The sequence below is a fragment of the Ralstonia nicotianae genome (assembly GCF_018243235.1).
Classification (GTDB): Bacteria; Pseudomonadota; Gammaproteobacteria; order Burkholderiales; family Burkholderiaceae; genus Ralstonia; species Ralstonia nicotianae.
Window position 1 is genome coordinate 3189780 of the sequence record NZ_CP046674.1, and the last position, 24479, is coordinate 3214258.

General features: G+C 68.3%; 25 protein-coding genes and 1 tRNA gene. 14 read left to right on the forward strand and 12 right to left on the reverse strand.

Features of this window, described 5'->3' with window-relative positions:
• Window positions 1-14 precede the first annotated feature (14 nt).
• Entirely contained in the window at window positions 15-1958 is a 1944-nt protein-coding gene (locus tag GO999_RS14675) for a dynamin family protein (protein ID WP_016724259.1), read from the reverse strand.
• A 263-nt stretch (window positions 1959-2221) separates the two neighbouring features.
• A complete protein-coding gene (gene mutM, locus GO999_RS14680) occupies window positions 2222-3088 on the reverse strand; it encodes a bifunctional DNA-formamidopyrimidine glycosylase/DNA-(apurinic or apyrimidinic site) lyase (protein ID WP_016724258.1) in 867 nt (288 codons plus the stop codon).
• A 101-nt stretch (window positions 3089-3189) separates the two neighbouring features.
• Here mutM and GO999_RS14685 point away from each other — a divergent pair, with 101 nt between their 5' ends.
• From GO999_RS14685 to GO999_RS14720, 8 genes are all read left to right on the forward strand, one after another.
• On the forward strand, window positions 3190-5112 hold the full coding sequence (locus GO999_RS14685) for a tetratricopeptide repeat protein (RefSeq protein WP_211906338.1): 1923 nt from the start codon (window positions 3190-3192) through the stop codon (window positions 5110-5112).
• Window positions 5112-5741: a lipoprotein insertase outer membrane protein LolB gene (gene lolB / locus GO999_RS14690; RefSeq protein WP_011000359.1), complete on the forward strand. Its 630-nt coding sequence runs from the start codon at window positions 5112-5114 to the stop codon at window positions 5739-5741. The genes GO999_RS14685 and lolB overlap by 1 nt, the downstream gene beginning before the upstream one ends.
• Window positions 5742-5759: 18 nt before the next feature.
• Window positions 5760-6629 carry a 4-(cytidine 5'-diphospho)-2-C-methyl-D-erythritol kinase gene (gene ispE / locus GO999_RS14695; RefSeq protein ID WP_071089671.1) on the forward strand — a complete coding sequence of 290 codons (870 nt, stop codon included), beginning with the start codon at window positions 5760-5762 and terminating at the stop codon, window positions 6627-6629.
• A gap of 50 nt (window positions 6630-6679) precedes the next feature.
• Window positions 6680-6756, forward strand: a tRNA-Gln gene (locus tag GO999_RS14700).
• Window positions 6757-6838: 82 nt separating this feature from the next.
• The gene (locus GO999_RS14705; protein ID WP_011000357.1) at window positions 6839-7789 is read left to right on the forward strand and encodes a ribose-phosphate pyrophosphokinase; all 951 of its coding nucleotides are present in this window, start codon (window positions 6839-6841) and stop codon (window positions 7787-7789) included.
• Between the two features lie 152 nt (window positions 7790-7941).
• The gene (locus GO999_RS14710; RefSeq protein WP_011000356.1) at window positions 7942-8562 is read left to right on the forward strand and encodes a 50S ribosomal protein L25/general stress protein Ctc; all 621 of its coding nucleotides are present in this window, start codon (window positions 7942-7944) and stop codon (window positions 8560-8562) included.
• Window positions 8563-8728: 166 nt separating this feature from the next.
• Window positions 8729-9331: an aminoacyl-tRNA hydrolase gene (gene pth / locus GO999_RS14715; RefSeq protein WP_211906339.1), complete on the forward strand. Its 603-nt coding sequence runs from the start codon at window positions 8729-8731 to the stop codon at window positions 9329-9331.
• A gap of 27 nt (window positions 9332-9358) precedes the next feature.
• Complete coding sequence (locus tag GO999_RS14720; RefSeq protein ID WP_211906340.1) at window positions 9359-10063, forward strand: DUF4124 domain-containing protein; 705 nt, start codon at window positions 9359-9361, stop codon at window positions 10061-10063.
• Window positions 10064-10132: 69 nt separating this feature from the next.
• On the opposite strand, the gene GO999_RS14725 is transcribed toward GO999_RS14720, so the two are convergent.
• From GO999_RS14725 to GO999_RS14745, 5 genes are all read right to left on the reverse strand, one after another.
• Window positions 10133-10381 (reverse strand): YfhL family 4Fe-4S dicluster ferredoxin, encoded by a 249-nt coding sequence (locus GO999_RS14725; RefSeq protein ID WP_011000353.1) that lies wholly within the window; start codon window positions 10379-10381, stop codon window positions 10133-10135.
• A gap of 50 nt (window positions 10382-10431) precedes the next feature.
• A complete protein-coding gene (gene coaD, locus GO999_RS14730) occupies window positions 10432-10938 on the reverse strand; it encodes a pantetheine-phosphate adenylyltransferase (RefSeq protein WP_003262550.1) in 507 nt (168 codons plus the stop codon).
• Window positions 10939-11133: 195 nt separating this feature from the next.
• Window positions 11134-11781 carry a 16S rRNA (guanine(966)-N(2))-methyltransferase RsmD gene (gene rsmD, locus GO999_RS14735; protein WP_016724254.1) on the reverse strand — a complete coding sequence of 216 codons (648 nt, stop codon included), beginning with the start codon at window positions 11779-11781 and terminating at the stop codon, window positions 11134-11136.
• 80 nt (window positions 11782-11861) lie between these two features.
• Window positions 11862-13205, reverse strand: coding sequence for a M16 family metallopeptidase (locus tag GO999_RS14740; protein ID WP_011000351.1), 1344 nt, complete (start codon window positions 13203-13205; stop codon window positions 11862-11864).
• Complete coding sequence (locus tag GO999_RS14745) at window positions 13205-14716, reverse strand: M16 family metallopeptidase (protein ID WP_211906341.1); 1512 nt, start codon at window positions 14714-14716, stop codon at window positions 13205-13207. Before GO999_RS14745 ends, GO999_RS14740 begins: the two co-directional genes overlap by 1 nt.
• 60 nt (window positions 14717-14776) lie before the next feature.
• On the opposite strand from GO999_RS14745, the gene ftsY reads away from it, so the two are divergent.
• Window positions 14777-15922, forward strand: coding sequence for a signal recognition particle-docking protein FtsY (ftsY, locus tag GO999_RS14750; RefSeq protein WP_211906342.1), 1146 nt, complete (start codon window positions 14777-14779; stop codon window positions 15920-15922).
• Here the strand turns inward: ftsY and GO999_RS14755 are convergent.
• Genes GO999_RS14755 through GO999_RS14765 form a run of 3 tightly spaced genes read right to left on the reverse strand, consistent with a single transcriptional unit; the run spans window position 15919 to window position 17909 of the window.
• Window positions 15919-16557, reverse strand: coding sequence for a LysE/ArgO family amino acid transporter (locus GO999_RS14755; protein ID WP_011000348.1), 639 nt, complete (start codon window positions 16555-16557; stop codon window positions 15919-15921). The genes ftsY and GO999_RS14755 overlap by 4 nt on opposite strands.
• Window positions 16554-17204 (reverse strand): maleylacetoacetate isomerase, encoded by a 651-nt coding sequence (gene maiA, locus GO999_RS14760; RefSeq protein ID WP_019717483.1) that lies wholly within the window; start codon window positions 17202-17204, stop codon window positions 16554-16556. The genes GO999_RS14755 and maiA overlap by 4 nt, the downstream gene beginning before the upstream one ends.
• A 3-nt stretch (window positions 17205-17207) precedes the next feature.
• The gene (locus tag GO999_RS14765) at window positions 17208-17909 is read right to left on the reverse strand and encodes a fumarylacetoacetate hydrolase family protein (protein ID WP_011000346.1); all 702 of its coding nucleotides are present in this window, start codon (window positions 17907-17909) and stop codon (window positions 17208-17210) included.
• 147 nt (window positions 17910-18056) lie between these two features.
• On the opposite strand from GO999_RS14765, the gene GO999_RS14770 reads away from it, so the two are divergent.
• The 5 genes from GO999_RS14770 (at window position 18057) to ybiB (ending at window position 22993) form a co-directional block, all read left to right on the forward strand.
• A complete protein-coding gene (locus GO999_RS14770; protein ID WP_038938076.1) occupies window positions 18057-18683 on the forward strand; it encodes an ANTAR domain-containing response regulator in 627 nt (208 codons plus the stop codon).
• A gap of 274 nt (window positions 18684-18957) precedes the next feature.
• A complete protein-coding gene (locus tag GO999_RS14775; RefSeq protein ID WP_019717482.1) occupies window positions 18958-20220 on the forward strand; it encodes a CmpA/NrtA family ABC transporter substrate-binding protein in 1263 nt (420 codons plus the stop codon).
• 31 nt (window positions 20221-20251) lie between these two features.
• Window positions 20252-21103, forward strand: coding sequence for a nitrate ABC transporter permease (ntrB, locus tag GO999_RS14780; protein ID WP_019717481.1), 852 nt, complete (start codon window positions 20252-20254; stop codon window positions 21101-21103).
• Between the two features lie 10 nt (window positions 21104-21113).
• Window positions 21114-21920 (forward strand): ABC transporter ATP-binding protein, encoded by an 807-nt coding sequence (locus GO999_RS14785; protein WP_016724250.1) that lies wholly within the window; start codon window positions 21114-21116, stop codon window positions 21918-21920.
• A gap of 59 nt (window positions 21921-21979) precedes the next feature.
• Entirely contained in the window at window positions 21980-22993 is a 1014-nt protein-coding gene (gene ybiB, locus GO999_RS14790) for a DNA-binding protein YbiB (RefSeq protein WP_028852559.1), read from the forward strand.
• Between the two features lie 10 nt (window positions 22994-23003).
• Here ybiB and GO999_RS14795 read toward each other — a convergent pair whose 3' ends face one another.
• Window positions 23004-23873: a pirin family protein gene (locus GO999_RS14795; protein WP_019717479.1), complete on the reverse strand. Its 870-nt coding sequence runs from the start codon at window positions 23871-23873 to the stop codon at window positions 23004-23006.
• Between the two features lie 10 nt (window positions 23874-23883).
• Entirely contained in the window at window positions 23884-24288 is a 405-nt protein-coding gene (locus GO999_RS14800; protein ID WP_011000339.1) for an OsmC family protein, read from the reverse strand.
• Window positions 24289-24479: the final 191 nt, after the last annotated feature.

Below are 24479 nucleotides of genomic sequence, written 5' to 3' on the forward strand. Positions count from 1 at the left end.
ATGCCGTCCGGTCGTCAGGCGGCCACCGACTGGGTCTCCAGCAGCGTGCCGGCCGACAGGATGCGCGACGAGTAGTCGGCGATCGTGCCGCTGCGCTCGTCCAGCGTGTTGAGCATGGCCTCCAGTTCGGCGATGCGCGCCTCCAGCGTGTCGGTCGCCTCGTGGATGCGCTCGATCGAATCGACACGCTTGCGCAGCTGCTTCTGGTGATCGCGCACCTGAGCTTCGAGCGGCGACATCACCGACTTCAGCCAGATCTCGATGTCGCGGTTCATGTCCTGGAAGGTGTCCAGCACGCGGCTGGCCACCGTCGAGAACGCGCCGTGCACGAGCTGCGGCTTCGGACGGGTCAGGAAGCTGAACGCGCCGAAGTGCGCGTGCGCCAGCGCCAGCGTCTCCTTGAGATCGGCGTCATAGCGCGTGCCCAGGAAGCGCAGCGGCGGCGACAGCGTGAAACCGTGCTCGGCATTGAACTTCTTGTACATGCCGTCGACCATCTGGTGCAACTGGTCGATGCGGCTGGTGGCATCGCGCACCAGGCCACCCAGGTGGCCGAACAGCTTCTCCATGTCGTCGCGCAGGCCGCGCGAGAACACGCGCTCCTTCATCTTTTCGCGCGCGTCGCGCATGGTGGTGCGGATCTGCTTGAGCTGCACGCTCTTGATGATCTCCGCGCTGTGGCGACCGAACACCGTGCGCAGCGCCTGGAACTTGGCGATGCTCTGCTCGAACTCTTCCTTCTCGCCCTGCACGCGCGACAGCATGTGCTTGACCATCGTGTGGTTCTTGCCACGCAGGCCGCGCAGCTCGAACAGCTGCTCGACGATGTCGCGGCGGCGCGTCTGCAGCAGTTGCTGCGCACCGGCAGCCATGTCCTTGACGGCCAGTTGCACCTGCTCGGTGACGATCTCGCGCCGCTGCGGGATCAGCTGATCGGACAGCACCGACTCCAGCTCCAGCAGCCGGCTCTTGGCCAGCAGCGCCGGGTCATGGCTGACCTTGGCCAGCAGGCCCTTCTGCGCCGAGACCGGATAGACGCGCTTGACGTCGATATCCAGCACCTGCGCGGTGGTCACGATCTGGCGGTTGATCTCGGACTCGACTTCCCGCTCGCTCTTGAGCGGGTCCCACAGGCCGTCGACCTTGTTGAGCACGGCGATGCAGCCCTTGCGCTGGCCGCCGCCCACGTGCGAGCGCCACAGCTCCAGGTCGCTCTTGGTCACGCCGGCATCGGCGGCCAGCACGAACACGACCACGTGCGCATCCGGAATCAGGCGCAGCGTCAGCTCCGGCTCGGTACCGATGGCGTTCAGGCCCGGCGTGTCCAGGATCACCAGGCCCTGCTTGAGCATCGGGTGCGGGAAATTGATGATGGCGTGGCGCCACTTCGAGACTTCGACGGTGCCGGCGGCATCCACCGAGAAAGCGGCATCCGGATCGGCATCGTTGTAGAGGCCCAGCAATTCGGCCTCCTCCTTGGGCACACGCACGGTCTCCACCACGTGGCGGAACGCTTCCAGCATGCCCTCGGGCGACGACGGATCGAGCGGCACCGACAGCCAGTGGCTTCCGGCGTCGCGGAAATCGGCGGTGGAGGCATCGTGCAGGCGCGTCTCGATCGGCAGCAGGCGAATCGACGGCGGATAGCTGTCGTCGTACATCAGCTCGGTCGGACACATCGTGGTCCGGCCCGCCGACGACGGCAGGATGCGCCGGCCGAAGTCTGCGAAGAAGATCGAGTTGATCAGTTCGCTCTTGCCGCGCGAAAACTCGGCGATGAAGGCGACCTTCAGCTTATCGCTGCGCAGTACGCCGCGGATACGCTGGGCGCGCATGTCGGCTTGGGCGTCGTACAGTTCCTGGGCCTGGAGCCAGTCCTGAAATTCCCCCACGGATTGCAATACCGACGCGCGCCAGGCGCTGTATTGCTCGAACTGAGTGCTCAGTGTGTTGTTCATCGTTCTATCGTATGGATGCGCGCCCCGATCACGCGCGTCAGGCATCTCTGATTACCGCCCTTTACGGCACAGAAATGCACAATTTTAGGTGGAACGATACAGGGAACTGCAAGGTTTCGGGGGAACTTTCCGCGCTCCAACAAGGGCTTGCGGGTGCAAGTGTTGCGGGATGCCATCGGCGACGCGACACCCCACTTCGAAAATCTTGCGAAATGCTGTGCAAAGCGCTCTACGGCGCCGTTTGCCTCACGGCGTGCCGGCCTTCAGCGCTGACAGGCCGGGCAATAGAAGGTCGAGCGCTGGCCCTGCACGATCTGGCGGATCGGCGTGCCGCACACGCGGCACGGCAAGCCTGCTCGGTCGTAGACGAGCGCATCCAGCTGGAAATAGCCGCTCTGCCCGTCCGAGCCGACGAAGTCGCGCAGCGTGCTGCCGCCGCGGGCAATGGCGTCCGCCAGCGTGGCGCGGATGGCCTCCGCCAGCGCCGCATAGCGCGGCCGGCTGATGCGCCCGGCCGCCGTGGTGGGCCGGATACCGGCTCGGAACAGGCTTTCCGAGCAATAGATATTGCCGACGCCGACGACGATGTCGCCGGCCAGCAGCACGGTCTTGATGGCAGCGCTGCGGCCGCGGGTGCGGGCGTGCATCCAGTCGCCGTCGAAGCGCGTGTCGAAGGGCTCGATGCCGAGGTTGCGCAGCAGCGGATGCGCCGACAGCGCGGCCTCGTCCCCATCGTGCCATAGCACGGCACCAAAACGGCGCGGATCGCGGTAGCGCAATGTGATGGGCCGGCCGGCCGCGTCCGCGAGCTCGATGTCGAGATGGTCGTGGGTGCCGGGTGCGGCAGGCGTCTCCAGCACGCGCAGGGTGCCCGTCATGCCCAGGTGGACCAGCAGCCAGCCGGCCCCCGCCTGCGGCCCGTGGGCAATGTCGGGCACGCACTCGATCAGCAGATACTTGCCCCGGCGCAGCACGCGCGCGACCGTGCGCCCGCCCAGCAGCTCGGGCAGCGCCGGATCGACCGGCCAGCGCAGGCCGTGATGCCGCACCACGGCGCGGACGATCCGCCGACCTGTCAGGTGTGGGACGAGTCCCAGCCGGGTGACCTCGACCTCGGGCAATTCAGGCATCGAACCTCCGCCGCATGCGCGGCTCCAATCGGTGATTGATCAGACGGCAATTGTAGCGGTCAGGCTACAATGAGCCGAACCGAATCCGGAGTCTTTTGACCATGCCGCACGCCTTCTCCCGCCCGCCCGCGACGCACCGTTCCGGGCGCTTTCCGCGCAGCCGGGCGCTCCTGCTGGCCTCGCTGCTTGCGGCGGGATTGGTGAGCCTGCCGGCGCGGGCCGCGGCACCGGCCACGCGGACGGCACAGGCGGCGCCTGAAGGCAGCAGCCGGGCAGCGGTCCAGCTCGAAAAATCCCGGCCGCGCGGCAACCTGCTGGCGACCGACCGCACCGACCTGCCGGCCGTCCCGCTCTCAGAAGACATCATGTACCGCGTGCTGGCGTCCGAGGTGTCGCTGCAACGCGGCCTGGTCGAGCCGGCCTACCGCACCTACCTCGGCCTCGCGCAGGACACGCGCGACCCGCGCTTCGCCCAGCGCGCCACCGAAATCGCCTTCCTGACCCGCTCCCCCTCGCAAGCGCTGACGGCCGCGCGGCTGTGGGTCGAGCTCGCCCCCACCTCGATGCCGGCGCGCCAGGTGCAGCAGCTGCTGATGGTCGCCACGGGCCAGTGGAGCGAAGTCGAGCCGATGCTGCAGGCACAGCTGAACAAGGTCTCGCCCGGACAGCGCGCCGAGGCCATCCTGCAACTGCAGCAGCAGATGTCCAAGAGCAATGACCCGGCCGGCGCCGTTTCCGCCCTGCAACGCCTGACCACGCACGACGCGCAGCGACCGGAAACCCACCTGGCGCTGGCCCGCGCCAAGGTGGTCGCCAAGGACAACACCGGCGCACTGTCCGAGCTCGACACCGCGCTCAAGCTGCGCCCCGGCTATGAAGATGCCGCCATCCTGGCCGCCGAACTGCGCGCCGACAGCGATCCCGACGCCGCCATCAGCGGCCTGCGTACGTTCCTGAAGGCGGCGCCGGCTTCCATCGACGGGCACCTCGCGCTGGCCCGCATGTATCTGGTCCGCAATCAGAATGACCAGGCGCGCGCCGAATTCGAAGCGCTCAGGAAAATCGCCCCGACCGACCCGCGCATCCCGCTGGCGCTGGGCCTGCTGAACCTGCAACAGCGGCAGTACGACTCGGCCGAACAGTATCTGAAGGAATACGTCGCGCAGGCCGCCAAGTCGCCCTCGCTGAGCCCCGAGCCCGGCTACCAGGGCCTGGCGCAAGTGGCCGAGGAAAAACGCGACTACGCCGGCGCCATCACGTGGCTGGACAAGATCGCCGGCGCCTCGAACGGCGATGGCGACGGCCAGGTGGCGCTTGCCGCCGGCATCAAGCGCGCCCAGTTGCTCGGCAAGCTGCGTCGCATCGATGAAGCGCAGCAGGCCTTCGACGAGCTCATCGCCGACACCGAAGACGTGCCCGACGGCCCGCGCCGGCAAGCCCTGATGGACGGCATCCGCCAGGCCGAGGTCGGCATGCTGATGGACGCCAAGGCGTACGGACGCGCACGTGCCCGCGTCAACGACCTCCTGAGGACCAGCCCCGACAGCGTCGAATACACCTATCAGCTGTCGATGCTCGAAGAGCACGACGGCCATTACGACAACATGGAGACCCTGCTGCGCAAGGTGATCGACCTGCGCCCGGGCCAGGCGATCGGCTACAACGCGCTCGGCTACTCGCTGGCCGATCGCAACATCCGCCTGCAGGAAGCGCAGGAGCTGCTGGAAAAAGCCGTATCGCTGGCGCCGGACGACCCCTACATCGCCGACAGCCTGGGCTGGGTCAAGTACCGCCGCGGCGACCTGCCGGCCGCCACCGACATCCTGCGCAAAGCCTGGGCCGCCGCGCCGCAGGCCGAGATCGGCGCTCACCTGGGCGAAGTGCTGTGGCAGTCGGGCAAGCAGGACGATGCCCGCAAGGTCTGGACCGAAGCCGCCAAGCTCGATATCAACGACACGACCCTGCGCGAGACACTGCACCGCTTCAGCCAGCCGCTGCCGGACGCGCCCACGAGCGCGAACTGATGGCGACCGTGTTTTCGCGAGCGCTCGGCGCGCTGGTGCTGGGTGTTGCGTGCGCGCTGCTTGCAGGCTGCGCCAGCGTACGGCCGGCCAACGACCTCTTCGCCGGCACGCAAGACGGCGACGCCACCATCACGCGCTACCAGGGCCGCTTTTCGGCGCGCTACGTGCAGGACGACGCGCAGCAGAGCGCGGTTGGCAGCTTCCTGTGGCGCGAACGGGGGGCGGACGTGCAGCTGGAGCTGATGTCGCCGCTGGGCCAGACGCTCGCCATCGTCAGCCAGAACCGGCAGGGCGCCACCCTGGAACTGCCTAACCAGCCGCCGCGCCGCGCCGCCGAAGTGGATACGCTGATGCAGGACGCGCTCGGCTTCTCGCTGCCGGTCTCCGGCCTGCGCGACTGGCTGCGCGCCCGCCCCACGCCCGGCACGCCGGCCCGCGTGGCGCGCGACGCGCAATCGCGCCCCGAGACCATTGAGCAGAACGGGTGGACGGTGCACTACGTCGCCTGGAGCGACGATGGCGACAACAGCACCGCCAATGCCCGCGTACGCCGGCTGGATCTCGACCGGCCCCAGGGCGCGGGCGGCGCGCCGGGCCCGCTGTCCGTGCGCCTCGTGCTCGACCAGTAAGACCGTCACCATCCCGCCATGCCCTCCGCGCCCACCGAACTGCGCGACTGTCCCGCGCCCGCCAAGCTCAACCTGTTCCTGCACGTGGTCGGCCGCCGGCCGGACGGCTATCACCTGCTGCAGACCGTGTTCCAGCTGATCGACTGGTGCGACACCCTGCACTTCGGCCGCCGCGCCGACGGCCGCTTGGTGCGCACCACCGACATCCCCGGCGTTCCGGCGGACGAAGACCTGGTCATCCGCGCCGCCCGCCTGCTGCAGGCGGAGACCGGCTGCGCCTACGGCGCCGACATCGCGCTGGAAAAGCGCCTGCCGATGGGCGGCGGCATCGGCGGCGGCTCGTCCGATGCGGCGACGGTGCTGCTGGCGCTCAACCGCCTGTGGGGGCTCGACCTGCCGCGCGCGAAGCTGATGTCGCTGGGCCTGCGCCTGGGCGCTGACGTGCCTTTCTTCCTGTTCGGCCAGAACGCATTTGCCGAGGGCATCGGTGAAGAGCTGACACCGATCGCGCTGCCGCCGGCGACCTTTGTGGTCATCCATCCGCGCGTCCATGTCCCCACCCCCGAAATTTTTTCCGATGAGGGGTTGACACGTAACACTCCCCTCACCATAATTACGGACTTTCCTGACCAACAAATTGTTTTCGCTTACGGTCGCAACGATCTGCAAGCGGTGGCGGAAAGGAAATACGGCGAAATCGCCCGAGCTCTTGCCTGGCTGCGTCAGTTCAGCCCACTGGCAAGGATGACCGGATCCGGCGCATGCGTGTTCGCACCGTTTGATCGTGCAGAACAGGCACAAGCGGTGGCGGATCAGGTGCCTTCCGAATGGGAAGGTCGGTGTGCGGCAGGTCTGACGCATCACCCGCTCGCGATGTTCGCTGTATAAGGTTTGCAGCTTTTGCTTCTGCAACGGAAGCAAGGGCCGATCGGTTGTGTAGGGGAGTCGCCAAGTTGGTTAAGGCACCGGATTTTGATTCCGGCATGCGAGGGTTCGAGTCCTTCCTCCCCTGCCATTTTCTTCCTCATGTTCCCAGCAATTGCCCGGTTGGCACTCCAGCCAACCGGCGCGTCTGAAGTCGAAAAACAGGTGCCCCGATGAGCAGCGAAGGCTTGATGGTCTTTACCGGCAATGCCAACCCGAAACTCGCAGAAGCTGTCGTCAAGCATCTCAACATCCCGCTAGGCAAGGCCCTTGTCGGCCGGTTCTCGGATGGAGAAGTTCAGGTCGAGATCCAGGAAAACGTGCGCGGCAAGCACGTGTTCATCCTGCAATCTACCTGCGCGCCGACCAACGACAATCTGATGGAACTGATGGTGATGGTCGATGCGCTCAAGCGCGCGTCCGCCCGTCGCATCACCGCCGCCATCCCCTATTTCGGCTATGCCCGCCAGGACCGCCGCCCGCGTTCGGCGCGCGTGGCCATCTCGGCCAAGGTCGTGGCCAACATGCTGGAAGTCGCCGGCGTCGAGCGCGTGCTGACGATGGACCTCCACGCCGATCAGATCCAGGGCTTCTTCGACATCCCGGTCGACAACATCTACGCGTCGCCGATCCTGCTCGAAGACCTGCGCAAGAAGAATTACGACAACCTGCTGGTGGTGTCGCCCGACGTGGGCGGTGTGGTGCGCGCGCGCGCACTCGCCAAGCAGCTTGGCGTCGACCTGGCGATCATCGACAAGCGCCGTCCCAAGGCCAACGTGGCCGAAGTGATGAACATCATCGGCGAGGTCGAGGGCCGCAACTGCGTGATCATGGACGACATGATCGATACCGGCGGCACGCTGTGCAAGGCTGCGCAGGTGCTCAAGGAGCGCGGCGCCAAGCAGGTGTTCTCCTACTGCACGCACCCGGTGCTGTCGGGTGGCGCGGCGGCCCGCATTGCCGACTCGGCGCTGGACGAAGTGGTCGTGACCGACACCATTCCGCTGCGTGACGATGCCGCCCAGTGCGGCAAGATCCGCCAGCTGTCGACGGCGCCGCTGCTGGCCGAGACCTTCACCCGCATCGTGCGCGGCGACTCGATCATGTCGCTGTTTGCCGAATAATTCAGCAGGGCTCGGGCATCCTGTTATAATTCAAAGCTTTACTGCGCAAATGCCGGCCTGATCGGCGGTTGCGCGATATCCAACGGGGTGCATCGGCGCCCCGTTTCACCAGACGGCTTGGTCGCGAGTCGTCTTTTTCGTTTGGAGCAATCATGAAAGTTGTCGCTTTCGAGCGTAGCGTTCAGGGTACGGGTGCGAGCCGCCGCCTGCGCAATGCTGGCAAGACCCCGGCCATCATCTACGGTGCCGGCGCAGAGCCGAAGCTGATCGAACTCGATCACAATGCGCTGTACCACGCGCTGAAGAAGGAAGCCTTCCACTCGTCGATCCTCGACATCGAAGTGGCCGGCAAGGTGGAAAAGGCGCTGCTGCGCGATTTCCAACTGCACCCGTTCAAGCAGCTGGTCCTGCACGTCGACTTCCAGCGCGTGTCGGCCACGGAAAAGATCCACGTCAAGGTGCCGCTGCACTTCCTGAACCAGGAAACCGCGCCGGGCGTGAAGCTGGGCCATGGCATCGTCAACCACATCCTGAACGACGTTGAAGTGTCGTGCCTGCCGGCCGACCTGCCGGAGTTCATCGAAGTAGACCTGGGCAACCTGGAAATCGGCCAGACCCTGCACATCTCCGACCTGAAGCTGCCGAAGGGCGTGACCATCGTGACGCACGGTGGCGACGAAAACCCGGCCGTGGCCAACATCAGCGTGCCGGCTGGCGAAGTGTCCGCCGCTGCCGCCGAGTCGGCTGGCGAAGGCGACAAGCCCGCCGCCTAAGGTGCCGGACCGTCGCGCCACACCGGCGCGATCGGAAGGAAAGCCCGCCGAGCCTGTCTCGCCGGGCTTTTTTTCTGCCTGCGCCCGCCGTGCATCCGCTCACGCGAAAGCGGCTATGCTTGTACGGTCACAGGGCGCATCGTTCACCCGCTTCCCTCCGAATCGCATGATCAAACTCATTGTCGGGCTCGGCAACCCGGGCGCCGAATACGCGGCGACGCGGCACAACGCCGGCTTCTGGCTGGTCGACCAGCTCGCACGCATGGGCCACGTGACACTGCGCAACGAAACGCGCTTCCACGGCTACGCGGCGCGTGCCACGCTGTGGAGCCATGAGGTCTGGCTGCTGCAGCCGCAGACCTTCATGAACCGCTCGGGCCTCGCCACGGTAGCGCTGGCGCGCTTCTACAAAATCCTGCCCGATGAGATCCTGGTCGCGCACGACGAACTGGACCTGCTGCCGGGTGCCGTCAAGCTGAAGCTGGGCGGCGGCTCGGGCGGGCACAATGGGTTGAAGGACATCGCGGCCCACCTGACCACGCAGCAGTTCTGGCGGCTGCGCCTGGGCATCGGGCATCCGCGGAATCTGCTGCCGCCCGGCACGGCACCGTCCGGCCAGCACGATGTCGCCAACTTCGTGCTCAAGGCGCCGCGCAGGGAGGAACAGGAACTGATCGACCGCGCCATCGATCGCAGCCTCGATGCGCTGCCGGACCTGGTTGCCGGCAACGCCGAGCGCGCCATGATGCGCCTGCACACCACAGGCTGACGCGCCAGCCGCGCGCAGGACACCGCCATGAAGCCACCCATCCCGTCGTCCCGCCCCCGTGCGCCGATTGCGCTCGCACTCGGCCTATGGGCCGCGGCGACGGCCCTGCCCGCCGCCGGCGAGGTCTATCGTTGCACCGAGAACGGCCAGACGGTGTACTCCGACCATCCCTGCGGATCGCGCGCCGTGACCGTGCCGCTGCTCGACAGCACGCCGAGCGCAGCCGACCAGAAGGCCGCGCGCGAACGCGCTGCCGACGAAGCGGTACAGGTGCGCGAGGCACAGACCGCCCGCCGCAAGGCCCAGGCGGCAGAAGACGCACGCCTTGCCGCCGAGACACGCCTTGCCGCCGAAGCCGCCGAGCAGGCGCGGCGCGATCAGGAACGCGCCCGGCGGGTGCAGCAGGACGTGGGCGCGCGCTATTGCCATCGGGTCTACGTTGGCCCGATGCCGTATCCGTACCCGGTCCCGATGGTGACGCCGCCGGCGCCGATTCCGACACCGATTCCGACACCGATTCCGACACCGATTCCGACACCGATGCCGCGCATCGTCCCGGGGCAACAGGCCGGCAACAGCGGCGGCAAGCCGCTGCCGTTCGTGCAGGCGCCCGTCACCCGCCCCGCGCCGATCGTGCCGCGCCCGCCGCACCTGCATCCGCCGGCCTACCGCATCGTCTGCGAGCCGGGCTACGTGTACGACGGGCCGGAGGACCTGCTGCCGGTTGAATGAGGGAGCGGGCGCATCCACGAAAAAAAAAGAGACGGCCGGAACCGTCTCTTTTTTTGCGTGCGCCGCGCGCTAGGCAGCGGTCAACTTGAGGTACTTCTGCATCAACTGCTCGGGGGTCTCGGCGTGGGCCGGGTCGTTGGGGATGCACTCGACCGGACACACCTGCTGGCACTGCGGTGCGTCGAAGTGGCCGACGCACTCGGTGCACTTGCCCGGGTCGATCACGTAGATCTCCGGGCCCATCGAAATCGCGCCGTTGGGGCACTCGGGCTCGCAGACGTCGCAATTGATGCACTCATCGGTAATCATGAGCGCCATGATGCCTTCCTTGAAATGACCGGCGGAAGCGTTCCCGCCAAGCGGCCATTTTAAGCCGTTTTGTCGGACTCGGCATGCCGGCGGCCGACCTTCTCGACCAGCCACCGCTCCACCGACGGAAAGACGAACTTGCTGACATCGCCGCCCAGCTGGGCAATCTCCCGCACGAAAGTGCCGGAGATGAACTGGTATTGGTCGGACGGCGTGAGGAACATGGTTTCCACGTCAGGCAGCAGGTAGCGGTTCATGCCGGCCATCTGGAATTCGTACTCGAAGTCCGACACGGCACGCAGCCCGCGCACGATCACCCGCGCGTTGTTCTTGCGCACGAAATCCTTGAGCAGGCCGGAAAAGCCTTCCACCCGCACGTTGGGGTAGTGGCCCAGCACTTCCCGCGCGATGTGGATGCGCTCCTCGAGCGCAAAGAAGGGCCGCTTGTTCGGGCTCTGCGCCACCCCGACGACAAGCTCGTCGAAGATGTTGGATGCGCGCCGCACGAGATCCTCGTGGCCGCGCGTGAACGGATCGAATGTGCCGGGATAAACCGCGATCACCATGGTTCCTCCACCAAGGGGAAAAAAGCATCCGGTGGCGCGGCGAGGTACTTGGCCGCGCCTGCTGCGGTCGGACACGATTGTCGTGCACGGCAGACCCCGAATCTGCCGCCCGCATTGCCGGGATCAGGTCGGAACGCCCAAGCCCGGCGGCAACGTGCCGCCGGCTGCCCATGCACCGGCGACAAGCCGCGTAGTTTAACCGTTTTTGCGCAGCAGCAAATGGGCATGCACCGCGCCGGCGCGCAGGTGCCTGTGCAGCACCACGCCGGCCGGAAGCGGCGTGCCGGCCTCCGGTGCAACGCCGTCGCCCGGCTCGACCGCCACCAGCGGACGCGGCGATTCCACGTAGATCAGCCCACCCTCGGGCACCACGCGCAGCGCGGCTTCCAGCGCCCGCAGGGTCCAGTCCTGCGCAAACGGCGGATCGATGAAGACCAGGTCGAAAGCGCCGTCGGCCTGGCGCGCGAGCCAGGCGAAGACATCACCCGCCACGATGTCGACCATGCCGGCGCGCAGCTTGTCGCGCACCGCGTGCAGGGCGCGCAGCGCGGGCGCATGGCTTTCCACCAGCGTGACCCGCGCCGCGCCGCGCGAGGCGGCCTCGAAGCCGAGCGCGCCGGTACCGGCGAAGAGATCGGCGCAGCGCCAGCCGGCCAGGTCCTGGCCCAGCCAGTTGAACAGGGTCTCGCGAACGCGATCGCCGGTCGGGCGCAGGCCCTCGGCATCGATCACCGGCAGCGGCGTGCGCTTGTACTGCCCGCCGATGATCCGCACCTGGTGCGGCGCGCGGGCATGCGACGTGGCGGATGAAGTCTTGGGACGATTGGGAGTACGGGAAGCCATGGGCGCGATTGTAGAGCCTGCGCAAACAAAAACCGGCGGGGATGCCGCCGGTTTTTTGCGCTCGGGAGCCAACCCGGCCGTCAGTGCGGTGCCGGACCGCCCACCACGATGGTCGCCATGGTCTGCGGCTGCAGCACGCGCTGGAACGCGACGCGCACCTGCTCGCGCGTGACGGCCGCGACGCGCTGCGTCCAGGTGTCCAGGTAGTCGAGCGGCAGGTTGTACCACGCGATGTTGGCGACGTTGTCCAGCAGCTTGCGGTTGCTGTCCAGGCGCAGCGGGAAACCGTTGACGAGGTTGTCCTTGGCGGCCTTGAGCTCGGCATCGGTCGGGCCCTCGGCGACAAAGCGGACGACGGTGTCGCGCACCACGGTCAGCGCCTGCTCGGTCTGGTCCTTGCGCGTCTGCAGCGCCAGTTCGAACGGGCCAAGCTGCGCGGCCGGCGCGAAATAGCTGCCGATGCTGTAGGTCAGGCCGCGTTTCTCGCGGACTTCGTTGGTCAGGCGCGAGCTGAAGCCACCGCCGCCCAGCACGTAATTGCCGACCAGCAGCGGGAAGTAGTCCTTGTCGCTGCGCGCGATGCCGGGCTGCCCCATCACGATGGTCGCCTGCTGCGCCGGGTGCGCAATGCGCACGGTGTCGGCCTTGGCCAGCGGCGCATCGACGGCGGGCAGCGCGGGCGGCGTGGCGCCATCCGGCGGCAGGCCGCGCGTGACCTGCTCGGCGATGGCCTCGGCCTCCTGCCGGCTGATCGCACCGATCAGCGTGACCACGGCGCGCTTGGCGGTGTAGTTGGCGTGGTAGAAGCGCAGGATGTCGTCGCGGGTGATGCTCTGCACCGTGTCGGGCGTCGCCGACTGGCCGTACGGGTGCGTGCCGTAGATGGCCGTGCCGAAGGCGCGGTCGGCCAGCACCTGGGGCTTGGTCAGCGACTCGCGGATGGCGGCGACCGTGCGCTGCTTGTCGCGCGTCAGCACGGCGTCGGGCACGGTGGGCGCGGCGACGATCTGCGCCATCAGGTCCACCGCGGGCTTGCGCTCGGCCGGATCGGACAGCGTGCGCAGGCGCAGGCTGGTGCGGTCGCCGCCGGCGCCGCCCGAGAAGCTGGCGCCCACGTCGGCAAAGGCATCGGCGATGGCCGCCTCGTCGCGCGCCGGCGTGCTGCCGACGGCTGCGACGCCCTTGTCGAGCATGCCCGCCGTGAGCGAGGCGAGGCCGACCTTGGCCGCCGGCTCATAGCGCGTGCCGGCATCGACATCGAGGTTGATATCGAGCATCGGGATCGACGGGCTCGGCACGAAGAACACGCGTGCGCCGGTGGCGGCCGTCCAGTGCTCGATCGGCAGCGCGGCCAGCGCACCGTGCGCCGCGGCGGCCAGCATGCCGGCCAGGAACGTCTTCAGGGTCAGGGACATGGCGCGCATCAACGCAGCCCTCCTTCTTCGCGCATGCCGGGAACGGGCTTGCGCGCCGGCTTGTTCGGGTCGATCGGTTGCGGCAACAGTGTCGCCACGACCAGGTTGTCTTCGGTGAAGTAGGTCTTGGCGACCTGCTGGACCTGCGCGGGCGTCACGGACTTGATCTTCTCCAGAATGCGGTCCAGATCGCGCCACGACAGGCCGGTCATCTCGGCCATGCCGATTTCCATGCCCTGGCCGAACACCGAATCGCGCTTGTAGATCTGCGCGGCCACGACCTGCGCCTTGACGCGCTTGAGCTCGGCTTCGGTCACGCCATCCCTGGCGATGCGGTCGATCTGCGCGCGCAGCGCCTGCTCGATCTCGGCGGTGGTGTGGCCGTCGGCGGGCACGCCGTCCAGCAGGAAGATCGACGGGCCGCGGTTCATGCCGTCGTAGCCGGCGTTGACGTCGTCGGCGAGGCGCCCGCCTTTTTCATCCTTGCCCTTGACCAGCAGGTTGGGCAAACGGGCGTTGTCGTAGCCGTCGAGCACGGCGGACAGCACTTCCAGCGCATACGGATCGACATCCTTCTCCACGTCCCGCAGCGGCGGCGCCTTATAGGCGAGCACCACATAGGGATTCTCGGCCGGCGCCTTGACCCAGATGCGCTTGACGCCGACCTGCTTGGGCTCGTCCTGCGCGTAGCGGCGCGGCAGCGCGTGCGGCTGGAGCTTGCCGTAGGTGCGCTGGGCCTGGCGGAAGACCTCGTCCGGGTTGACGTCGCCGGTGATGACCACCGTCGCGTTGTTGGGCGCGTACCACTTGTGATACCAGTCCTGCGCGTCCTGCACCGTCATCGTGTCGAGGTCGGACGGCCAGCCGATGGTCGGGTTGCGGTACGGCGCGGCGTTGAAGAGCACGGCAAGCATCTGCTCGTAGACCGTAGCGCGGGCGGAATCGTCGATGCGCATGCGGCGCTCTTCCTTGACCACGTTCATCTCCGGCTTGAATTCCTTGTCGGTCAGCTGGAGGTTGGCCATGCGGTCGGCTTCGAGCGCCATCACGTCGGCCAGGTGCGACTTCTCGATCTGCTGGAAGTACATCGTGAAGTCGCGCGTGGTCATGGCGTTCTCGCGGCCGCCCAGGGCGGCGACGCGGCGCGAGAACTCGCCGGGGCCGACGGCCCGGGTGCCCTTGAACATCATGTGCTCGAGCATGTGGGCGACACCGGTGGTGCCGTTGTGCTCATCGATGCTGCCGGCGTGGTACCACACCATGTGGGCGACGGTGGGCGCGCGATGGTCTTCCTTGACGATCAGGCGCAGGCCGTTGGCGAGCCGGTATTCGTGTGTATCGGCCTGGCTGGTGCCGACCTTGGCGCCGGTGAGCGCGGCGGCCTGGCGCGCCGCCATCGGGGCCGGGGCCGGCGCCTGCGCACCGGCCTCGCCGGCCAGCAGGGCGACCGCCAGAGTGATGCCCGCCCAGCACAGGCCGGTCCGGGCGGAATTTGAAACGGATTGCGGGAAAGAGCGCATAGAGGCCGTCTGATAAAATTCGACGCTTGATTCTAACGGCGAAATTGACTGCCTTTTACGATGTTTAGTTTCTGGAAGAAGCGCAAGGCAGAGCCCCAGCCGGCTGCCGAACCGGCGCCGCCCGCCGCCGCGCCCGAAGCCGCACAGGCTCCTGCCCCGGCCCCGGTTGCCACCCCCGTCCCCACGCCGGCTCCCGCCCCGGTCGCCGCCCCGGTCGCCGTGCCGGATACGCCGGCCGCGCCGGCTGCGCTGGACATGCAGGCCGATGACATCGAGACCGTGCCGACGCCGCCCGTGGTGGAGCAGGCGCGCAAAGGCTGGATGTCGCGCCTGCGCTCGGGCCTGTCGAAGACCAGCAAGAGCCTGACCACGCTGTTCGTCGGCGTGAAGGTGGACGAGGCGCTGTTCGAGGAGCTGGAGACCGCGCTGCTGATGGCCGATGCCGGCGTCGATGCCACCGAGTACCTGCTGGACGAACTGCGCCGCCGCGTGAAGGCCCAGCGCATCGAGACCGCCGAGGGCGTGAAGACCGCGCTGCGCGACCTGCTCATCGAGCTGCTGCATCCGCTAGAAAAGACCATGGTGCTCGGCCGCGACCAGCCGACGGTGATCATGATCGCGGGCGTCAACGGCGCCGGCAAGACCACCAGCATCGGCAAGCTGTGCAAGCACTTCCAGACCTATGGACAGTCCGTGCTGCTGGCCGCCGGCGACACCTTCCGCGCCGCCGCGCGCGAGCAGCTGGTGATCTGGGGCCAGCGCAACAACGTGACCGTGGTGGCGCAGGAATCGGGCGACCCGGCCGCCGTGATCTTCGACGCGGTGAACGCGGCGCGCGCCCGCGGCATCGACATCGTCATGGCCGACACCGCCGGCCGCCTGCCGACCCAGCTGCACCTGATGGAAGAGCTGAAGAAGGTGCGCCGCGTGATCGGCAAAGCGATGGCGACCGCGCCGCACGAGACCCTGCTGGTGATCGACGCCAACACCGGCCAGAACGCGCTGGCGCAGGTGAAAGCCTTCGACGATGCGCTCGGCCTGACCGGCCTGATCGTCACCAAGCTGGACGGCACCGCCAAAGGCGGCATCCTGGCCGCCATCGCGCGGCAGCGGCCGGTGCCGGTGTATTTCATCGGCGTGGGCGAGCAGGTGGAAGACCTGCAGCCGTTCTCCGCGCGCGAATTCGCCGACGCGCTGCTGGGCTAACCGCCCATCAGCAGCGTCAGCGCGATCGCCCACATCACCGCGCCGATCAGCGCATCGAGCACCCGCCAGGCGACCGGCCTGGCGAACACCGGCTCCAGCAGCCGCGCGCCGAACCCCAGCAGCGAGAACCACAGGATCGACGCGCACATCGCGCCGCCGGCGAACGCCACGTTGGCCGGCATCGCGTAGCGCCCGCCGATGGCGCCCAGCAGCACCACGGTGTCGAGATAGACGTGCGGATTGAGCAGCGACAGCGCCAGCGCGGACGCCAGCACCTGCGCATGCGAGGCCTTGTCGCCGTTGCGCGCCTGCAGCCGCTCGGCGCCGCGCCACGCCGCCCGGAACGCCCGTGCGCCGTAGGCCAGCAGGAAGGCCGCGCCGGCCCAGCGCACCGCCGTCAGCCATGCCGGGTGCGCCGAGATCAGCGTGCCCATGCCCGCCACGCCCAGCGCGATCAGCGCCATGTCGCACAGCGCGCAGATCAGCACCACGCCGAGCACGTATTCGCGGCGTAGCCCTTGCCGCAGCACGTACGCGTTCTGCGCGCCGATCGCCACGATCAGACTCGCGCCCAGGCCGAAGCCCGACAGCGCCGCGCCGATCAGCGGCGCGCTCTCCGGGCCGGGCCCCGTCATGCGGACGCGGCGTCGGGCTGGGCGGCGGGCGCGGCGCGCTGGAACGCCGGCTGGGCCATGCAGTGCTCGAAGACGCGGGCGAGCGTCGGGTAGTCCTCTACCGCCACGTCGAAGCGCTTGCCGTTGAAGACCTGCGGCACCAGGCACAGGTCGGCCAGCGTCGGCGTGTCGCCCACGCAGCAGGCGCCGGTGCGCGGCGACTGCGTCAGGCGCGTCTCCAGCGCGGCGAAGCCCAGGCGCACCCAATGGCGATACCAGTCATTGCGGGCGTCGTCGCCCACGTTGAAGGTGTGCTTGAGGTACTTGAGCACGCGCGGATTGTTCAGCGGATGGATCTCGCAGGCGATCGCCAGCGCGATGGCGCGGATGTGGGCGCGGTCGGCCGCCGAACCCGGCAGCAGCGTCGGCCCGGGATGCGTCTCTTCCAGATACTCGACGATCGCCAGCGACTGGTTCAGGACCTCGGTGCCGTCGCACAGCACCGGCACCAGCGCTTCCGGGTTCAGCTTGACGAAGTCGGGCGCGGCTTGCTCGCCCTTGAGCAGGTGCACCGGCGCATAGTCATACGGCAGGCCCTTGATCTCCAGCGCGATGCGCACGCGGAACGACGCCGAGCTGCGGAAGTAGTTGTACAGCTTGATCGACATCGCTCACACCACCTTCACGTGCAGCTCGCCCACGCCGTCGATCCGGCCGACCATCAGGTCGCCGATCGAGACCGGGCCGACGCCCTCGGGCGTGCCGGTGAAGATCAGGTCGCCGGGGCGCAGCTCGAACAGGCGGGACAGGTAGGCGATGGTCTCCGGCACCGACCAGATCAGATCGGACAGGTCGCCGTGCTGATGCGCCTTGTCGTTGACCGACAGCGTGATGGCGCCGCGGTCGGGGCTGGCCACCGTCTGGGCCGGCACGATCGGGCCGATCGGGGCGGAGCCGTCGAAGGCCTTGCCGGTCTCCCACGGGCGGCCGCCCTTCTTGGCGGCGTTCTGCAGGTCGCGGCGGGTCATGTCCAGGCCGATGGCGTAGCCGTAGATGTGCTGGGCGGCCGACTCCACCGCGATGTCGCGCCCGCCGGTGCCGATGGCGACGACCAGCTCGATCTCGTAGTGGCAATCGCGGGTCTCGGTCGGATAGACGAACTGGCCGGTGGTGCCGTCGGCGACGTAGCGCACGGCATCGGCCGGCTTGCAGAAGAAGAACGGCGGTTCGCGATCCGGGTCGGAGCCCATTTCCCGCGCATGGGCGGCGTAGTTGCGGCCCACGCAGTAGACGCGGCGCACCGGAAACTCGCCGGCTGCGCCGCGGACGGGAATGCCGGTGACGGCCGGCGGGGTGACGACGAAATCGGTCATGCGGATCTCCTCAGGTGATGTTCCGGTCGGCCGCGGCTTGCGTGCCGCCAGCGAAGCAGTGAGGATACACTGTGGCCATTGCCCGCTTGCGCACCGCCCCGGCGCGGTTCTTGCATGGGTGGCGTGCATAACGCCCCACTTTGCACCATGCAAACCAAGCCGCCCGCCCCCTCCGTTCCTCGTGCCATGGCACCCACGCGCGTGCTGCTGGTGCGCGATCCGCTCGACGCGGAGCAGGTCAACCTGGAGCTGATCCGCGCCGGACTGGCCGAGGCCGGCTTCGTGGACGTGGGCGTGGTCGATGCCGACCTGATGCTGCCCGAGCGCATCGCCCAGACCCAGCCGGACATGGTGATCGTGGCCTCCGAATCGGCCGCGCGCGACACCATCGAGCACGTCTGCGTGGCCACCCAGCACGCGCCGCGCCCCATCGTGCTGTTCACCGACAACGACGACGCGAGCCGCATCAAGGCGGCGTTCGCGGCCGGCATCACCGCCTATATCGTCGACGGGCTCAAGCCGACCCGCGTGAAGGCGGTGCTGGATGTCGCCTACGCGCGGTTCGAGCACGAGCGCGCGCTGCGCGCCGAGCTGGACAACGCCAAGACCCAGCTGGCCGAGCGCAAGGTGCTCGAGCGCGCCAAGGGCCTGCTGATGCAGCAGATGCAGCTGTCGGAAGACGAAGCCTTCAAGCGCCTGCGCAAGATGGCGATGGACCGCAACATCAAGCTGGTGGAAGCGGCCCAGCGGGTCATCGACGTCATGGCCGGCTAGGCGGCCGCCACCGCCCACTTCTGGTGCGCCGCACAACTGCGGCGCAACCGGGCGCACCAATCGCGCCCCGCCGCGCGGCAAGGCGCGGCCGCTGCATGGTCGCCCCTCCCCGCTCCCCTTCCTGCGCACATGGCATGCCCCTTGCGAATGTCGGCCCAGCCGGTGCCAACGTGGGTATCGGCATGGGACAACGGCGTCCCGGCGCAACCGTAGACGACCCGCCTTCGCGACGGGCGGCGCGGCGTGCCGGGACGCCTTTTCTTTGGAGCCACGGATGGCCGCGCCGAGTAACACCGACACCCCGATCAACCCCAAGCGCCGGCGTGTGCTGGCAACCGTCGCTGGAGGCAGCGCAATGGCATTGATAGACCCGCTGGTGCGCGCCGGGGCCTGGGCGGCCGGCTCCGATGCGCCCGAGAAGACCGAGCTGAAGGTCGGCTTCATCCCGCTCACCGACTGCGCATCGGTGGTGATGGCGGCCACGCTGGGCCTGGACAAGAAGTACGGCATCAAGATCGTGCCGTCCAAGGAGGCCTCGTGGGCCGGCGTGCGCGACAAGCTGGTCTCGGGCGACCTGGACGCGGCCCACGTGCTGTATGGCCTCGTCTACGGTGTGCAGCTCGGCATCGGCGGCCCGAAGAAGGACATGGCCGTGCTGATGACGCTCAACAACAACGGCCAGGCGATCACGCTGTCGTCCAAGCTCAAGGAGGCGGGCGTGCGGGACGGCGCTTCGCTCAAGGCCCTGATGACCAGGGAGAAGCGCGACTACACCTTCGCCCAGACCTTCCCCACCGGCACGCACGCGATGTGGCTGTACTACTGGCTGGCCGCGCACGGCATCCACCCGCTGCAGGACGCCAAGGCGATCACCGTGCCGCCGCCGCAGATGGTCGCCAACATGCGCGTGGGCAACATGGACGGCTACTGCGTGGGCGAGCCGTGGGGCGCGCGTGCCATCGCCGACGGCATCGGCTTCACCGCCGAGACCACGCAGGCGATCTGGAAAGACCATCCCGAGAAGGTGCTCGGCACCACGGCCGAGTTCGCGCAGAAGTATCCGAACACCGCGCGCGCGCTGACGGCCGCCGTGCTGGAGGCCTCCAAGTTCATCGATGCCTCGGCCTCGAACCGGCGCAAGACGGCCGAGACAGTAGCCGCAAAGTCCTATGTCAACACCGACATGGACATCATCCTGGACCGCATGCTCGGCCGCTACACCAACGGCCTGGGCAAGACCTGGGACGATGCGGACCCGATGCGCTTCTACCACGACGGCGCGGTCAACTTCCCGTACCTGTCGGACGGCATGTGGTTCCTCACGCAGCACAAGCGCTGGGGCCTGCTGAAGACGCACCCCGACTACCTGGCGATCGCCAGGCAGGTCAACCGCGTCGACATCTACAAGCAGGCCGCGGCCGCCACCGGCACGCCGCTGCCCAAGAGCGACCTGCGCACCGCCAGGCTGATCGACGGCGTGGTGTGGGATGCAAAGAACCCCGCCGCCTACGCCGACAGCTTCAAGATCAAGGCCTGATCTTCGGATCTTCACATCGATGGAGCCCGACATGAACACGCTTGCCAAAGCCTTGCCCGGCGCGCACGCCAGCGCTGGTTCCGTACCGTCCAAACCCGCCTGGCGCGACTGGCTGGCGGCCGCCGTCGTCAAGGGATTCCCGCCCATGCTGGGTTTCGCGCTATTCGTGCTGGCCTGGCAGGGCATCGCCATGGCCATCCCGGCGCTGCCCACGCCGGCGCTCACCTGGAAGGCCGCGGTGGCCCTCTTTGCCGATCCGTTCTACCGCAACGGACCGAACGACCAGGGCGTCGGCTGGAACGTGCTGTCGTCGCTGGCGCGCGTGGGCGCGGGCTTCGGCATGGCCGCCGTGATCGGCATTCCGGCGGGCTTCCTGCTCGGGCGCTTCGCCTTCCTGAACGCGATGGCCTCGCCGATCATCAGCCTGCTGCGGCCGGTGTCGCCGCTGGCGTGGCTGCCGATCGGGCTGCTGCTGTTCAAGTCCGCCAATCCGGCGGCGATCTGGGCGATCTTCATCTGCTCGATCTGGCCGATGGTGATCAACACCGCCGTGGGCGTGACGCGCGTGCCGCAGGACTACCTGAACGTGGCGCGCGTGCTCAACCTGTCGGAATGGAAGATCTTCACCCGCGTGCTGTTTCCCGCCGTGCTGCCCTACATGCTGACCGGCGTGCGGCTGTCGATCGGCACCGCGTGGCTGGTGATCGTGGCCGCCGAGATGCTCACGGGCGGCGTCGGTATCGGCTTCTGGCTGTGGGACGAATGGAACAACCTGAAGGTCGAGCACATCGTCATCGCCATCTTCGTGATCGGCGTGGTGGGGCTGCTGCTGGAGCAGGCGCTGCTGGCCGTCGCCCGCAGGTTCTCGTACGACGCCATCTGAGGAGCCGGGCATGTCCGACAAATTCCTGCGCATCGAAAGCGTTGGCCAGGTCTTCAAGACCCGGAAAGGCCCGTTCGTCGCGCTGCGCGACATCGACCTGAGCGTGGCGCGCGGCGAGTGCATCGCCCTGATCGGCCACTCGGGCTGCGGCAAGTCCACGCTGCTGAACCTGATCGCCGGGCTGACCCGGCCGACCTCGGGCGGGCTGATCCTGGCCGAGCGCGAGATCGCGGGGCCGGGGCCGGACCGCGCGGTGGTGTTCCAAAACCACTCGCTGCTGCCGTGGCTGACCTGCTTCGACAACGTGTACCTGGCCGTCGAGCGCGTGTTCGGCAAGACCGAATCGAAGGCGGACCTGAAAGCGCGCACGCACGCGGCGCTGGCGCTGGTCGGCCTGTCGCACGCCGAGCACAGGCATCCGCACGAGATCTCCGGCGGCATGAAGCAGCGCGTCGGCATCGCCCGCGCGCTGTCGATGGAACCGAAGGTGCTGCTGATGGACGAGCCGTTCGGCGCGCTCGACGCGCTCACCCGCGCGCACCTGCAGGACGCGCTGCTGAAGATCATCGCCGCGACCGGCAGCACGGTGGTGATGGTCACGCACGATGTGGACGAAGCCGTGCTGCTGGCCGACCGCATCGTCATGATGACCAACGGCCCGGCCGCGACCATCGGCGAGGTGCTGACCGTCGGCCTGCCGCGCCCGCGCGTGCGGCTGGCGCTGGCCGACGATCCGGCCTACCACGCCTGCCGCACCGCCGTGCTCGATTTCCTCTACCGCAAGCAGTGCCACCCCGCGATGGAGGAAGCGGCGTAGCCTTTGCCCGCCGGGCGGCGCTATCATCGGCGTCATCCTCCTTGCCCATTCCGATGCCGATGCCTGCTCCGCCCCTCCTGCCCGACGAAGCCGCCGAAGAAGCGGTCGCCAACGGTCCGTTCCCCGCCGCCCGCTTCATCAAGGAGATCGGCCGCGGCGCGGACGGCGCCCGCGCGCTGGTCAAGCACGACGCGCGCGCACTGTTCGCCGCCATGCTCGAAGGCCGCGTGGCCGACGTGCAGCTGGGCGCGATCCTGATGGCCTACCGCATCAAGGGCGAGACGCCGGAAGAGCTCGACGGCATGCTGGAGGCCACGCACGCCCGCTGCCTGCCGCTGCCCGCGCCGGATGCGCCCGGCGGCACGCTGCCGGTGGTCATCCCCAGCTACAACGGCGCGCGCCGCCAGCCCAACCTGGTGCCGCTGCTGGCCGCGCTGCTGGCGCGCGAAGGCGTGCCGGTGCTGGTCCACGGCATCCGCCGCTTCGACGGCCGCATCACCACCGCCACGCTGTTCGACGCGCTGGGCTGGCCCGTGTGCGAGCACATGGACGAGGCCCGCGCGCGGCTGGAGAGCGATCGCCTGGCCTTCGTGCCGATCGATGTGCTGTCGCCGGATCTCAAGGCGCTGCTCGACAAGCGCGAAATCGTCGGCCTGCGCAACTCGTCGCACACGGTGGTGAAGATGCTGCAGCCGATCGGCGGCCACGCCCCGCACGAAGCGCTGCGGCTGGTCAGCTACACCCACCCCGAATACCGCGACACCCTCACCGACTACTTCCTGCGCCATCCCGCCAATGTCTTGCTGGCACGCGGCACGGAAGGCGAGGCCGTGGCCGACGCGCGGCGCGGCAGCGCGGTCGAATGGCTGCACGACGGCCTGCACGAGACCGTGATCGAAGCCGCGGAAGGCTCCAGCAGCCAGCCCCCCGAATTGCCCGCCGGCACCGATGCCGAGGCCACCGCACGCTGGATCGAGGCCGTGCTCGGCGGCCGCCAGCCCGTACCGGAGCCGATCGCCCGGCAGGTGCGGGCGATCGTGCGCTGCGCGCGGCCCGCGCACGCGGCCGGCTGACCCGCCGCGCTCAACGCGCCGGCAGCGGGATGCGCTCGGTCTCGCCCGGCACGCGGGCAAACCGGTCGTCCTGCCAGCGCTGCTTGGCGTCTTCGATGTCCGCCCGGTCGCTGGCAACGAAGTTCCAGTAGATATGCCGGTGGCCGTCGGTCGGCGCGCCGCCCAGCAGCATCACCCGGGACGACGCCTGCGCGGTGAGCGTGATGTCGCCGCCGGGCTCGAGCACGGCCAGGTGATGCGGGTCCAGCGCCTCGCCGTCGATCGTGACGGCGCCGTCGACCAGATAGACCCCGCGGTCCTCATGCTCCGGCGGAATCACCAGCGATGCGCCCGCCGCCAGCTCCAGCGCCACGTACAGCGTGCGCGACGACACCCGCACCGGCGAGGTCAGCCCGAACGCATCCCCGGCGATGATGGTGCCGCGCACGCCCGGGCATTCGAGCTTCGGCAAGGTGTCGGCGGCATGGTGCGCGAAGCTGGGATCGACCTTCTCCTGCCCGCGCGGCAGGGCCACCCAGGTCTGGATGCCGTGCAGGCGGGCGCCCTGCTCGCGCACCTCGGGCGACGTGCGCTCGGAGTGGACGATGCCGTTGCCGGCCGTCATCCAGTTGACGTCGCCGGGGACGATGGTCTGCACGCTGCCCAGGCTGTCGCGGTGGACCATGCTGCCGTCGAACAGGTAGGTCACGGTGGCCAGGCCGATATGCGGATGCGGACGCACGTCGATGCCCTCGCCGGGGGCGAAATCGACCGGCCCCATGTGATCGAAGAAGATGAACGGCCCGACCGTCTGCCGCGCGGCCGCCGGCAGCACGCGCTTGACCGAGAAGCCGCCCAGGTCGCGCACGTGCGGCCCGATGATGTGCTGGATCGAGGTCATGTCGGGGCCTTCAGGCGCGCTCGGCCAGTTGGGTGTCGATGCTGACCTCGACCTCGGTCATCAGCTTGTGGATCGGGCACTTGCCGGCCACGCGCAGCAGGTCGGCGCGCTGCTCGTCGGTCAGGTCGCCATGCAGCGTCAGCACGGTGCGCAGCTTGTAGTGGCCCTGGCGCTCCTGGCTGCCGTCGTGCTCGACCGCCACCTCGATGGATTCCAGCGGGTATTTGCGCTGGCGCGCGTAGAGCGTCACGGTCAGCGTCTTGCAGCAGGCCAGCGCGGCATCGAAATAGGCGTGCGGATCGGGCGCGCTGCCCTCGCCGGTCGGCTTGGGAACATCGGTGTAGGCCACGCCTTCGGGAAAGATGACTTTGTGACGGAAGAGTCCTTCCGCGTCCTTGGTGACGACGATGGTCATGCGGGCTCCAGGGAGAAAAATGATCCGGCGCGCAACGGCTACGCCGCCACGGCAGTGTAGCGAACTGGGCCGTGGGCATACGAGGCGAATGCCGATCGAGTGAACAATTCGACACGCAAACATTTGCGTGTCAGAGTTGCATCGCAACCGCTCAAGTCGCCCGGCCGGCTGCCGATTGACCGGGTTGGACA